Annotated in this window: 10 protein-coding genes; 6 read left to right on the top strand and 4 right to left on the bottom strand. The window is 54.8% G+C overall.

The window, feature by feature from the left end; all coding sequences use genetic code 11:
- Positions 1 to 21: 21 nt before the first annotated feature.
- Entirely contained in the window at positions 22 to 273 is a 252-nt protein-coding gene (tusA, locus tag GC090_RS01510; RefSeq protein WP_006121061.1) for a sulfurtransferase TusA, read from the bottom strand.
- 205 nt (positions 274 to 478) lie between these two features.
- Between tusA and GC090_RS01505 the strand changes: the two genes are divergently transcribed.
- Both GC090_RS01505 and GC090_RS01500 read left to right on the top strand, forming a co-directional pair.
- Positions 479 to 1,144: a 7-cyano-7-deazaguanine/7-aminomethyl-7-deazaguanine transporter gene (locus GC090_RS01505; protein WP_039342735.1), complete on the top strand. Its 666-nt coding sequence runs from the start codon at positions 479 to 481 to the stop codon at positions 1,142 to 1,144.
- A gap of 117 nt (positions 1,145 to 1,261) precedes the next feature.
- The gene (locus GC090_RS01500; RefSeq protein WP_006121064.1) at positions 1,262 to 1,816 is read left to right on the top strand and encodes a DcrB family lipoprotein; all 555 of its coding nucleotides are present in this window, start codon (positions 1,262 to 1,264) and stop codon (positions 1,814 to 1,816) included.
- Between the two features lie 92 nt (positions 1,817 to 1,908).
- Here GC090_RS01500 and GC090_RS01495 read toward each other — a convergent pair whose 3' ends face one another.
- Positions 1,909 to 3,831: a bifunctional 5-dehydro-2-deoxygluconokinase/5-dehydro-2-deoxyphosphogluconate aldolase gene (locus GC090_RS01495; protein WP_006121065.1), complete on the bottom strand. Its 1,923-nt coding sequence runs from the start codon at positions 3,829 to 3,831 to the stop codon at positions 1,909 to 1,911.
- 525 nt (positions 3,832 to 4,356) lie between these two features.
- Between GC090_RS01495 and iolD the strand changes: the two genes are divergently transcribed.
- From iolD to GC090_RS01475, 4 genes are all read left to right on the top strand, one after another.
- Entirely contained in the window at positions 4,357 to 6,297 is a 1,941-nt protein-coding gene (gene iolD / locus GC090_RS01490) for a 3D-(3,5/4)-trihydroxycyclohexane-1,2-dione acylhydrolase (decyclizing) (RefSeq protein ID WP_110268716.1), read from the top strand.
- Between the two features lie 60 nt (positions 6,298 to 6,357).
- Positions 6,358 to 7,368: a bifunctional inositol 2-dehydrogenase/D-chiro-inositol 1-dehydrogenase gene (locus GC090_RS01485; RefSeq protein ID WP_324020725.1), complete on the top strand. Its 1,011-nt coding sequence runs from the start codon at positions 6,358 to 6,360 to the stop codon at positions 7,366 to 7,368.
- A 27-nt stretch (positions 7,369 to 7,395) separates the two neighbouring features.
- Entirely contained in the window at positions 7,396 to 8,292 is an 897-nt protein-coding gene (gene iolE / locus GC090_RS01480) for a myo-inosose-2 dehydratase (protein WP_006121068.1), read from the top strand.
- Positions 8,293 to 8,500: 208 nt separating this feature from the next.
- Positions 8,501 to 9,352, top strand: coding sequence for a MurR/RpiR family transcriptional regulator (locus GC090_RS01475; protein ID WP_324020723.1), 852 nt, complete (start codon positions 8,501 to 8,503; stop codon positions 9,350 to 9,352).
- A 171-nt stretch (positions 9,353 to 9,523) separates the two neighbouring features.
- On the opposite strand, the gene iolB is transcribed toward GC090_RS01475, so the two are convergent.
- Together iolB and GC090_RS01465 are read right to left on the bottom strand one after the other, a co-directional pair.
- Complete coding sequence (gene iolB, locus GC090_RS01470) at positions 9,524 to 10,342, bottom strand: 5-deoxy-glucuronate isomerase (protein ID WP_324020721.1); 819 nt, start codon at positions 10,340 to 10,342, stop codon at positions 9,524 to 9,526.
- Positions 10,343 to 10,423: 81 nt separating this feature from the next.
- Entirely contained in the window at positions 10,424 to 11,929 is a 1,506-nt protein-coding gene (locus GC090_RS01465) for a CoA-acylating methylmalonate-semialdehyde dehydrogenase (protein WP_324020719.1), read from the bottom strand.
- Between the last annotated feature and the right edge of the window lie 237 nt (positions 11,930 to 12,166).

Genomic DNA, 12,166 nt, shown 5'->3' with positions numbered 1-12,166 from the left:
GACGGCGGCTCACTGCCGCCGTTATTCTCCCATCCCTTTCTGAATCAAAAACTGGTAAGGCAGCGTGTCGGTTTGTTCGGCCAGTAGCTGATGCTCCATAAACCGGCAAAAACCGGGGATATCCCGCGTGGTTGCCGGATCGTCCGCGATAATCAGCAGCGTTTCACCGTCCTGCATGCCGCGCACCGTTTTACGTACCATCATGACCGGCTCGGGACAACGCAGGCCCTGAGCATCCAGTTGATGGTCGGCGGAAGAAAATGCATCACTCATGACGGTCTCGATTTCAGTTAACGGGCGCTTATTCTAGCGCGTCCGCCCTTTGACGCAAGGCGGTAACGATTGCGTTAAAATTAGCCATTGCATTAATAGCACAACAGGGTAAGATGCGGCCGTTTTTTGTTCATAAAACTGCAGCGCACTGAATGTTCAGTTGCCTGCACTGGGTTCCCTCACCCCACCACTAAAAAGGCTTACTATGCTCGCATTTACCCCGCGTCAGCGCGCTCATGCGCTCGTCTGGTTGTCCCTGTTTCATCTGCTGGTGATCACTTCCAGCAATTATCTGGTGCAGTTGCCTGTTTCCCTTTTCGGTTTTCATACCACCTGGGGCGCCTTTAGCTTTCCGTTTATTTTCCTGGCCACTGATCTGACCGTGCGCATCTTTGGTGCGCCGCTTGCACGCCGCATTATTCTGGCGGTGATGGTGCCGGCCCTGTTTATCTCTTACGCGATTTCCAGCCTGTTTTACCAGGGCGAATGGCAAGGCTGGCAGGCGCTGCAACAGGTAAACCTGTTTGTCGCCCGTATCGCCTGCGCCAGCTTTATGGCTTACGCATTGGGCCAGATTCTGGATGTGCACGTTTTCAACCGCCTGCGTCGCTTGCCGCAGTGGTGGGTGGCGCCAGGCTGTGCCATGTTTTTAGGCAACATCAGCGATACGCTGGCCTTCTTTTTCATTGCCTTCTACAAAAGCTCCGATCCGTTTATGGCACAGCACTGGGTAGAAATCGCTCTGGTCGATTACAGTTTCAAAGTGCTGATTTGTATGATTTTCTTTTTGCCTGCCTATGGTGTTTTACTCAACGCTGCGCTCAAACGCCTGGCCGAACGCCAGGCCCAGCCGCAGATACATTTCGGCTAACCGGCAATACAGCCTTTCCTGACAATCCGCTAAAATCTCCTGACAATACTCAGGTTGCGTTTGCAACCTGATTCCTGTTGTATAAACGCCTTCGTGGAATGTTAAAAAGGGATTCTGATGCGTAATTTAGTGAAATATGCGGGAATTGGTTTGCTGGTACTCGGCCTTGCCGCCTGCGATCAAAAGAAAGATGAAGCAGCAAACGATAATGGCGCATCTGCCAGTCAGTCTGCACAAACCGTGGCGCTGATGGACGGTAAATTACGTTTTACCCTGCCACCTGGCCTGTCAGATAAGAGCGGTAAACTGGGTTCTCAGAGTACCAACATGCACGTTTATGCTGATGAAAGCGGTGCGCGGGCGATTATCGTCATTGCCGGTGAGCCGACGAATGAGGCCCTGGATGTGTTAGCGCAACGCATGGAACAACAGCAGCGTAATCGCGATCCCCAGCTTCAGGTTGTCTCCAATAAAGCGGTCACGCTGGGCGGTGAGCCGGCACAGCAGCTGGATACCGTCATCTCAGCAAACAACCAGACCTCCTGGTCCTCGGTTGTTCTGGCCAAAGTCGATGGTAAGCTGATGACGATGCAGATTACGCTGCCCGGGGACAATCAACAGCAGGCCCAAAGCGATGCTGAAACCGTGGTGAAAAGCATTACCCTGAAATAACGGCAAGGGCACACCACACCACCGCGCGTTAATACTGAGCCATGCAATGATCATTCTGCCGCATGGCTCAGTTATCACTCATCCCTTCTGCTTTAGACACACTGTTCGCGCGCCTGACGCCAGTAATCAATCAGCCGCAGGTAGTTCTCTTTTACCGCCGCCACCAGTGCGTCGTCACGTATTTCACCCTGCAACCACTGGCGCGAGGGCTGTGCAAAGATTGTGCGCCCCACCGCAAACCCTTTTACCCACGGGGCCTGCGCCGCCGCGGCAAACCCCGCTTTAAGCGTGGCTTCTGGCGCATCAAGTCCCAGTAATAAAATGCCACGACAGTAAGGATCCTGCTGTTCGATCAAGGCACCTATGTCACGCCAGCTTGCCGGAGACAGGGGTGGGAGCTTCCACCAGTCAGGCTTGATGCCAAGCGCATAAAAGTGGTTCAGCATCTTCAGAAAATGCGCTTCATTGTGGTCTGGCTGGCTGTCAGGCAGGATCACTTCCAGCAGTAACTCATGACCGCTCTGGTTACAGCTTTTCCACACTTCCAGCAACAGCGCGTCCTGCTCCTCGCGCAGTTCGGCACTGTCGTGAGGATGATAAAACACCAGGCATTTCACCACATGCTCCGCTGGCCAGCCGATCAACTGGGAACCAATGCTGCCATGTTCCAGGCGTAACGGACGCGACCCCGGTAGTTCAATGGGTCGGCCAATCCATCGGTTCTTACCCGTAATCGCATTCAGCGTTTTCTGACCGAAGGTCGTGTCCGCCAGAATGCCGCTTTTACTTTCAATGCCGGCTTGCTGCACGGCCTGCTCCGCAGCCTGCAATAGCAAAAGTTTCAACTGCGGAATGCGCGAAACGTCCGCGCCAGCCTCCGTAGCCATCTCTACCAGCTGTTTGCGGTGATCAAAAGCGAAAATATTCAGTTCTGGCCAGGCGTGTTGACGCGACGTGACGCGGTGCAGATGGGTCAGACGGCTATCCAGATCGGGGCGTTTCACGTCCTGTTCGCGGCTTAAAAAGTCATCCAGCTCCTGTCGGGTGGGCATCGCAGGGGCGCACCCGTGTCGCGAAACCACCAACGCGCCACAGGCGTTTGCGTAACGGCAGGCCTGTTCCCATCCTTCATCGTTTAACCAGCCGCGCAGCAGACCGGACATAAACGCGTCCCCTGCGCCCAGCACATTCAGGACCTCGACACGCACGCCGCTGTGCAGTTTCACCGCTGCCCAGTTGTCTGGAATCGCGCCTTCAAATACCACGCATCCCATTGCTCCTCGCTTACAGACCAGCGTTGCGTTGCTCACCGTGCGCACGTTTTTCAGCGCGGTCAGCGTATCGGTGCTGCCGCCTGCGATATGAAACTCTTCTTCCGTGCCGACAATGAGATCGAAATAATGCATAACCTGCTGCAGTTGCGCGGTGACTTCAGAGGAGGCAATAAACCGGGTTTCCCCGTCCCCCAGTGAAGTCAGGCCCCACAATACCGGGCGATAGTCGATGTCCAGCGCGGTACGCAGACCATGCTTACGGGCATACTCCAGCGCTTTCAGCACGGCCGCTCGCGTCTGCGGGTGCGACAAATGCGTGCCGGTTACCGCAACCGAGCGAGAAGAAGCGATAAAGTCTTCATTAATGTCGTCTGGCACCAGGGCCATATCGGCGCAGTTGTCGCGGTAAAAAATCAGCGGAAAAGTGTCTTCATCTTTAATGCCCAGGATGACCAGAGCGGTCAGCCGCTTTTTGTCCGTGATAAGTGCTTCTGTATTGCAGCCGACCCGCTGCAAACTTTCCCGCAGAAAACGGCCATTATGTTCATCGCCTACACGAGCCAGCATGGCGGATTTCAGCCCCTGAATCGCCGTACCGTATGCGACATTGCCTGATGACCCGCCCAGATATTTCGCGAAAGACGTGGTGTCTTCCAGCCGCGCGCCAATTTGCTGACCATAGAAGTCGACGGCAATGCGTCCGATACAAATCACATCAAGACGCTTCTGTTCTCTCTGCATGCTTCTGGTTTCCTTCTGTGATGAGCAGACACTGCGGACAGGTTGTGCGTGGGGTCTGAAGGTGTCTGGTTAACGATAAACGCAGTATGAGGAACAAATATTCCAAACTCAATTCAAAATGAAACTTACACTGCGATTATGTGAAGCAGTTAAAAATCTGTTATGCCCGACACGTCAGTCAGGCGTTGCCGGACGGGACCTCGCGGACCCGGTGCGACAGGGCCATGACGCTCCTGCCCGTTTTGCAGCATCTTTCTGCGTGATGAAATGAAATCTCGAAAACTTTGTAACTCTCACTAAACATTCCAGTTACGCTTATGGCATAGCTTCCCGCAGCCCTGTCAGCAAGGGTAAATTTGATCCCCCTCGCAAAATGAAATATTTCTTCTGTAATCGTATTTTATGAAAAATGCATTTGTTTATAATCCTCTGACATTTCAGTTCTTCAGGTAGCCTTTTCCGTTACGTCACGCCTTTTTAGCGCGGTGCCGGACTCTGCTACTGCCAGCACGTTGAGGAAGGTTTATGGCCACCATCAAACTGACTACCGCACAGGCATTAGTTAAGTTTCTCGATAATCAATACATTGACGTAGACGGCACAGAGACAAAGTTTGTAAAAGGCATTTTCGCCATTTTCGGTCATGGCAATGTGTTGGGACTGGGACAAGCGCTGGAGCAGGACAGCGGCGATCTGGTGGTCTATCAGGGGCGTAATGAACAAGGGATGGCCCACGCCGCAACGGGCTTTGCCAAACAGTCTTTGCGCCGCCAGATTATCGCCTGTACGTCGTCCGTAGGGCCCGGCGCCGCCAATATGCTGACGGCCGCCGCCACTGCCACCGCAAACCGAATTCCTCTTCTGCTCCTGCCTGGCGACGTCTTTGCCACCCGCCAGCCCGATCCGGTCCTACAGCAGATTGAGCAGCCCTGGGATCTGAGTATCAGCACCAACGACGCCTTTCGTGCCGTCAGTAAATACTGGGACCGCGTCAGCCGTCCGGAACAACTGATGAGCGCCTGTATTAACGCCATGCGCGTCCTGACCGATCCGGCTGAAACGGGTGCCGTCACGCTCTCTTTACCGCAGGATGTTCAGGGTGAAGCCTGGGATTATCCGGATTATTTCTTCCAGAAACGCGTTCATCGTCTGGATCGGCGTCAACCCACCGTTGCCCAGCTCGAAGATGCGCTGAAGCTCATCATCCGTAAACGTAAGCCATTAATTATCTGCGGCGGAGGCGTGAAATATTCCGGCGCAGGCGAGGCGCTGCGTGCATTTGCCGAACGCTATCAGATTCCGTTTGCTGAAACCCAGGCGGGAAAAGGTACCTTATTGTCTGATCATCCTCTCAACGTCGGCGGCGTGGGTGAAACCGGCTGTCTGGCGGCCAACCTGCTGGCAAAAGAGGCCGATCTGGTGATAGGCATTGGAACGCGCTACACCGATTTCACCACCTCGTCGAAATGGATCTTTCAGCATCCTGATGTGAGCTTTCTGAATGTCAACGTCAGCAACTTTGACAGTTATAAGCTCGATGGCGTGCAGCTGCTGGCCGACGCACGTGAAGCACTGCTGGCGCTCAGTCATGGACTGGTTTCACAGCACTATGCCAACGACTGGGGCGATCAGATTGCCCTGGCCCGGCAGCAGCTGGAAGACGAGACACAGCGCGTTTATCACATCACGCCCAACGATACCGCCTTTGAGCCTGAGATTGCCGATCACCTTGACCGAAAAGCCGTCTATGCCGAATTTAACCGCCTTACGCAGTCTCTGCTGACACAAAGCAGCGTAGTGGGCACGCTGAATCAGCACCTGCCTGCCGATGCCGTGATCGTGGGTGCTGCGGGCAGCCTGCCCGGCGACCTGCAACGCGCCTGGCGTACGCGGGGTTATAACGGCTATCACCTTGAATATGGTTACTCCTGCATGGGGTACGAAGTGAATGCGGCACTGGGCGTCAAACTGGCGCAGCCTGAGCGAGAGGTTTATGCCCTGGTAGGCGATGGCTCGTTCATGATGCTGCATTCCGAGCTGGTGACCTCCCTTCAGGAAGGGGCGAAAATCAATGTGGTCCTGCTGGATAACATGAGCAATGGCTGCATTAACAACCTGCAAATGGGGCACGGCATGGACAGCTTTGTTACCGAGTTCCGTTTCCGTAATCCGGACGGTGGCAAGCTCGACGGCGGACTGGTTCCGGTGGATTTTGCCGCCATTGCCGCCGGTTATGGCTGCAAAACCTATCGCGTCAGTACGCTGGAGCAGCTTACCGCCGCGCTGGAAGACGCAAAAACGCAGCGCGTTTCCACGCTGATTGATATCAAAGTGCTGCCCAAGACCATGATTCACAACTACTTCAGCTGGTGGCACGTTGGTGTGGCACAAACCGCCCACTCGACGCGCGCGCAACAGGTGGCGAACACGCTGAATACGCATCTGGCTCAGGCCCGTAAATACTGATTTCCGGGCCGTCTGACGGCCCATGTTTCTACTCTCCGATTTAACCCTACAGGTGTAATTATGACATTGAAACTTGGTGTGATTGGAACAGGTGCGATTGGTCAGGAGCACATTCGCCGCTGCAACAATGTCTTACAAGGGGCAAAAGTGGTTGCGGTATCCGATATCAATGCGGAAGGCGCCAAAGCCGCGCTGCAACGTCTGAACAGTGATGCAGACGTATGCGAGGATGGCTTCGCAGTCATTCAGTCACCCAACGTGGATGCCGTGCTCGTCACCTCCTGGGACCCGACCCATGAAGCGTTCACGCTGGCCGCCATTGAAGCGGGCAAACCGGTCTTCTGTGAGAAGCCGCTGGCGATGAGCGCTGAAGGCTGTCGTCGTATCGTGGACGCCGAGATCAAACACGGCAAACGTCTCGTACAGGTCGGCTTTATGCGCCCCTACGATGCCGGTTATCGGGCATTGAAAAAGGTGATTACCGATGGTGATATCGGTGAGCCGCTGATGCTGCATTGCGCGCACCGCAACCCGACGGTGCCGGAAAACTACAACACCGAAATGGCGATTACCAATACGCTGATCCACGAGCTGGATGTCCTGCGCTGGCTGACCCGCGACGACTATAAAACCGTGCAGGTGGTGTTCCCGCGCGTCAGTTCTAAAGCCCGTCCACACCTGAAAGACCCGCAAATCGTTCTGTTTGAAACGCAAAAAGGGATTCGCATTGATGTGGAGATCTTTGTGAACTGTACCTACGGCTACGATATTCAGTGCGAAGTCGTGGGCGAGGAAGGTATCGCCAGACTGCCCGAGCCGTCATCGGTACAGTTACGTAAAGACGCCAAACTGTCCAATACCATTCTGGTCGACTGGAAAGATCGCTTTATTGAGGCATACAACGTTGAGCTACAGGCCTTTATCAACGACGTAAAAGCGGGCCAGTTAACCGGTCCTTCCGCATGGGATGGTTTTGCCGCCTCGGTCGCTGCTGACGCCTGTATCAAAGCGCAGAAGAGCGGCGCGATCGAACCCATTGAAATGCCCGCCCGTCCGGCATTTTATAACTGACTCCTCTCGCCTTCAGGCAGGTAACTGATGAACAATCAAAAGGTTAAGTTGGCGATCGCGCCCATTGGCTGGACGAATGATGATATGCCCGAACTGGGCAGCGAAAACACCTTCCAGCAAACGGTCAGTGAAATGGCGCTGGCCGGGTTCACCGGCAGTGAAGTCGGCAGTAAATACCCACGCGATCCTGCGGTTCTGAAACCGATGCTGGAGATTCGCGGTATTGAGATCTGTAACGCCTGGTTCAGCACCTTCTTTGCACAGGGCGACAAAGCGAAAACGATTGAGGGATTCACCGAGCACATGAATTTCCTCTTCGAGATGGGCGCCCGGGTGATTGGGTGCTCTGAACAAAGCAAGAGCATACAAGGCACGACGCTGGCGGTGCTGGACGATAAGCCCGTGTTTAACGACGATGAATGGCAGCGCACGGCGGAAGGCTACAATGAACTGGCCGCGATCGCCGCCCGTAAAGGCATGCGCGTCTGCCTGCACCATCACATGGGCACCGCTATCCAGACGCCAGCAGAAATTGACCGTTTTATGGCCATGACGAACGATACTGTCGGCTTACTTTACGACACCGGCCATATCTACTATTCCGAAGGCTCACAGCAGGCCATGCTGGCGGTACTGGAAAACCACTTGCCACGTATTTTCCACGTGCACCTCAAAGATGTGCGGGATGACATCGTCGCTGAAGTCAGAGATCAGCATCTGTCTTTCCTGGACGGCGTAAAAAAAGGCACTTTTACCGTGCCGGGCGATGGCGTGATCGACTTTAAACCCGTGTTTAAAATCCTTGATGATTACGGCTATCAGGGCTGGATGGTGGTGGAGGCAGAGCAGGATCCCGCGCTGGCGAATCCATTTGAGTATGCGGTGAAGGCACGAAAATATATTCGCGAGCACACCGGGCTGTAAATTCACCCTGACGCAGGACGATATGCCTAAGGCTGCCCCAGAGCAGCCTTTTTTCAGCCCGATCGCACCGTTTGACGACGAATCTGTGAGTCATTTCATAAACCAATGAAATAAATTATGCCTGAAAAACAAACAAATGAAATTTTCCATCCATCTGGTATCATAGCGATTCTTATCCAGCCACGCTTTCCGCACATGAGCCGACGTAATGAGCAATAACCCTTCCCAACTTTCACTGCTGCAGGACGAGATTCGTCGCCGTTATGAAACGCTGAGTAAGCGTCTGAAGCAGGTGGCTCGTTATATTCTTGATAACAGTAACAGCATCGCCTTTGATACCGTCGCGTCTATTGCTCAGCAGGCCGATGTGCCGCCTTCGACCCTGATTCGCTTTGCCAACGCCTTTGGTTTTAGCGGCTTCAACGAAATGAAACAAATTTTTCGTCAGCATCTGATGGAAGAGACGGTTAACTACACCGAACGGGCACGCCTGTTCCGCCAGACCGCCGCAGACGACGCAGCGAACGCGCCTGAAAGCCCGGCGGAAATTCTGAATGTCTTCACCATGGTAAACAGCCAGGCGTTGCAGCAACTGGCGATGCAGGTGAGCCCGGAGCAGATGAACAAAACGGTACAGTTACTCAATGATGCCGAGAATGTCTATGTTATCGGCCTGCGTCGCTCGTTCAGTGTCGCCTCCTATCTGGTTTACGCCCTGCGCCATCTGGAGCGCCGCGCCTTTCTGATTGACGGGTTAGGCGGCATGTTCACTGAACAGCTGACGCTGGTGAATCCGAAAGACGTGGTGATTGCTATCAGCTGTTCGCCTTACGCCCGCGAAGCGGTAGAAGTGGTTGAGCTGGGTGCCAGGCGCGGTGCCCACCTGATTGCGATTACGGACAGCCAGGTGAGCCCTCTGGCCGCGTTCAGCGACGTTTGCTTTGTGGTGCGGGAAGCCCAGGTTGACGGTTTCCGCTCTCAGGTGGCGTCACTCTGTCTGGCTCAGACGCTGGCGGTTTCCCTGGCGCTGAACAATGCCCGGACGCCCCCCGCATCCTGACGATCGCGCCACCTGACAGGGCGGCGTAGCCTGCGCCCGTCAATCAGAAACGGCCTCGTCAGGTAACAGACAGAGCCTGTCGCCGAACACCGTTCTCTGGTCAACTTACAGGTACCATCACGCAATAAAAAAGGCAGCGCATAGCGCTGCCTTGTCAGTCCTTGCCACGGATTAACGTCGCGGATAACTGTCGCTGTTAACCCAGGCGTGATCGTGCTCCCAACTGAACTTCCACAAACGTACCGGCCCCGACATGACGTTAAGGTAGTAATTGTCGTAGCCTGCCAGCGTCGCCACAGGATGATAGCCGCGCGGCACCATGACCACATCACGGTTATACACTGCCATGCACTCATCCAGCGAACGGTCGTCAGTATAAACGCGCTGCATAGCAAACCCCTGCTCGGGTTGAAAACGGTGGTAATAGGTTTCTTCCAGATAGGTTTCGTGTTCGCTGTTTTCCTGATCGTGTTTGTGGCTCGGGTAAGAGCTGGTATTGCCCTCATCGGTATACACTTCCACGACCAGCAGGCTCTCTGCCGGTTGATCGTCCGGCAGAATATTATGCACCAGGCGCTGATTTTGCCCTTTGCCCCGCCGTTCAACGCCAACATCCTCCGGCGCAATCAGGCGAGCGGGCAGCTTGCCGCCCTGCCCGGGTGCCTGGCAGACCGCCAGCTCAAGATCGCTTTCAGCCTGTACCCTGACGTCATCATCATGAGGAACATACACAGAATAAGGCGGCGTGCGCTCAAACGGTGACAGACGTTTGCCGATATTCGGGAAACGTGCGTGGCGCGTGGTGACGGAAGCCAGCCCCGCGACCAGCACCAGGCAAAGTTCGCTGTCGCCACTTTTCAGGTCGAGCGTTTGCCCTTTTTTCAGCAGATAGGATGAAAAACCGACATAACGCCAACCGGCGCGCGCTGGCGTCACCTGCTGAATGCAGCCGTTATTGTCGGGCTGTTTTACCTTCGAAAGTAAGGCCATTCGCCTCCTCCTGTTTTGCGGTCCTTCACCTGACAACCCGCGCCCCTGTGTGTGGAACGCTGCGTCAGTGGTGCAGGTGATTTAGCCTAACGTTGGCATGCTGAATTCGGACACCGTTTGCTGACCGCCTGGCCAACGCACGGTGGCGGTTTTCATGCGGGTGTAAAAACGCACGCCGTCTGGCCCGTGCACGTTTAACGCACCAAAGACTGACCGTTTCCAGCCCCCAAAACTGTGGAAGGCCATCGGCACCGGCACCGGCACATTGACGCCGACCATTCCGGCCTCAACATCCTGCACAAACTCCCGCGCGGTATGGCCATTGCTGGTAAAGATGGCGCTGCCGTTACCAAATTCGTGGCTGTTAACCAGCTTCAAGGCACTGTCGTAATCCGGCGCGCGCATAATGCTCAGCACCGGACCAAAAATTTCCTCACGCCAGATGGTCATCTCGGCGGTAACGTTATCGAACAGCGTACCGCCGACGTAGTAGCCCTCTTCGAAACCGGCGACTTTGTGGTTGCGGCCATCAACGACCAGCTTCGCCCCTTCCTGCTCGCCCAGATCGATATAGCCCAGCACTTTTTTCTGGTGTGCCGCAGAAACCACAGGCCCCATTTCATTTTCATCGCTGCCTTGCTGGATTCCCGGCCCAACCCGTAATGCGTTGATCAGCGGTGTCAGGCGCGAAATGAGCTTATCGGCGGTATCGTTGCCCACTGCAACGACAACCGGCAGCGCCATGCAACGCTCGCCCGCCGAGCCAAACGCACCGCCCATAATCGCGTTTACCGTGGCGTCCAAATCGGCGTCTGGCATAACGATGGCGTGATTTTTTGCCGCGCCAAAAGCCTGAACGCGCTTACCGTGCGCACTGGCCGTTTTGTAAATATGCTCGGCCACACCGGATGAGCCAACGAAGCTGACGGCGGCAATACGCGGATCTTTATAAAGCTGTTCTGCATTGTCATTGGAACTGTGCACGACATTAAACACGCCATCCGGCAGGCCCGCCTCCTTCAACAGCTCGGCCATGCGCACCGATGCTGACGGATCCAGCGCAGGCGGCTTGAGAATAAAGGTGTTACCGCAGGCCAACGCAATCGGGAACATCCACAACGGCACCATTGCCGGAAAGTTGAAGGGCGTAATCCCTGCCACGACGCCCACCGGCTGCATCAGCGAGTAACTGTCTACGCCACCGCCCACATTCGGGGAATACTCGCCTTTAAGCAGGTGCGGAATACCACAGGAAAATTCGATGACTTCGATACCGCGCGTCAGCTCACCCAGCGCATCTGACCAGACTTTGCCATGCTCAGACACAATCAGCGCCGCCAGTTCATCGCGGTGCTGCTCCATCAGAGCTTTAAAATTGAACATGATGCGTGCGCGGCGCAACGGGGAGGTTTTTGACCAGGCAGGAAAGGCCGCATGTGCCACATCAATCGCCTGAGCCACTTCATCTGCGCTGCTTTGCGTGAGCTCACGGATAACCTTGCCGGTTGCCGGATCGAACACAGGAATGGTTTCGTTGCTGGCGCTGAATGTGGTTTGACCGCCAATAAAGTTTCCTACGATAGTCATGATGTTGCCTCTTTGGTATGTACGGTTCCAGCGGGCAGAGCACAGAAGTGGCATGCTGGCTGGGCAGGAAAAGCCAAAAGCATGCTGGAAAACTATTACAATGGAATAAATTTTTCAAATAGATATTTTTGGAAAATTACTTTTTAGCGGCACAGATCGCATTTCTCTTTTCATAAAGGATTGACGCCTTCGCGGCGGCCATTCTGGCTCGTCATCGCTGACGGTGTAATCGGGGTC

Source organism: Pantoea sp. JZ29, assembly GCF_035190385.1.
GTDB classification, from domain to species: Bacteria; Pseudomonadota; Gammaproteobacteria; order Enterobacterales; family Enterobacteriaceae; genus Pantoea; species Pantoea stewartii.
This window is presented reverse-complemented; position numbering and strand designations above follow the sequence as displayed.

Bases quoted from the DNA above. Each gene is read 5' to 3' on its own strand.
- tusA (WP_006121061.1), bottom strand. From the start codon at position 273: ATGAGTGATGCATTTTCTTCCGCCGACCATCAACTGGATGCTCAGGGC.
- GC090_RS01505 (WP_039342735.1), top strand. From the start codon at position 479: ATGCTCGCATTTACCCCGCGTCAGCGCGCTCATGCGCTCGTCTGGTTG.
- GC090_RS01500 (WP_006121064.1), top strand. From the start codon at position 1,262: ATGCGTAATTTAGTGAAATATGCGGGAATTGGTTTGCTGGTACTCGGC.
- GC090_RS01495 (WP_006121065.1), bottom strand. From the start codon at position 3,831: ATGCAGAGAGAACAGAAGCGTCTTGATGTGATTTGTATCGGACGCATT.
- iolD (WP_110268716.1), top strand. From the start codon at position 4,357: ATGGCCACCATCAAACTGACTACCGCACAGGCATTAGTTAAGTTTCTC.
- GC090_RS01485 (WP_324020725.1), top strand. From the start codon at position 6,358: ATGACATTGAAACTTGGTGTGATTGGAACAGGTGCGATTGGTCAGGAG.
- iolE (WP_006121068.1), top strand. From the start codon at position 7,396: ATGAACAATCAAAAGGTTAAGTTGGCGATCGCGCCCATTGGCTGGACG.
- GC090_RS01475 (WP_324020723.1), top strand. From the start codon at position 8,501: ATGAGCAATAACCCTTCCCAACTTTCACTGCTGCAGGACGAGATTCGT.
- iolB (WP_324020721.1), bottom strand. From the start codon at position 10,342: ATGGCCTTACTTTCGAAGGTAAAACAGCCCGACAATAACGGCTGCATT.
- GC090_RS01465 (WP_324020719.1), bottom strand. From the start codon at position 11,929: ATGACTATCGTAGGAAACTTTATTGGCGGTCAAACCACATTCAGCGCC.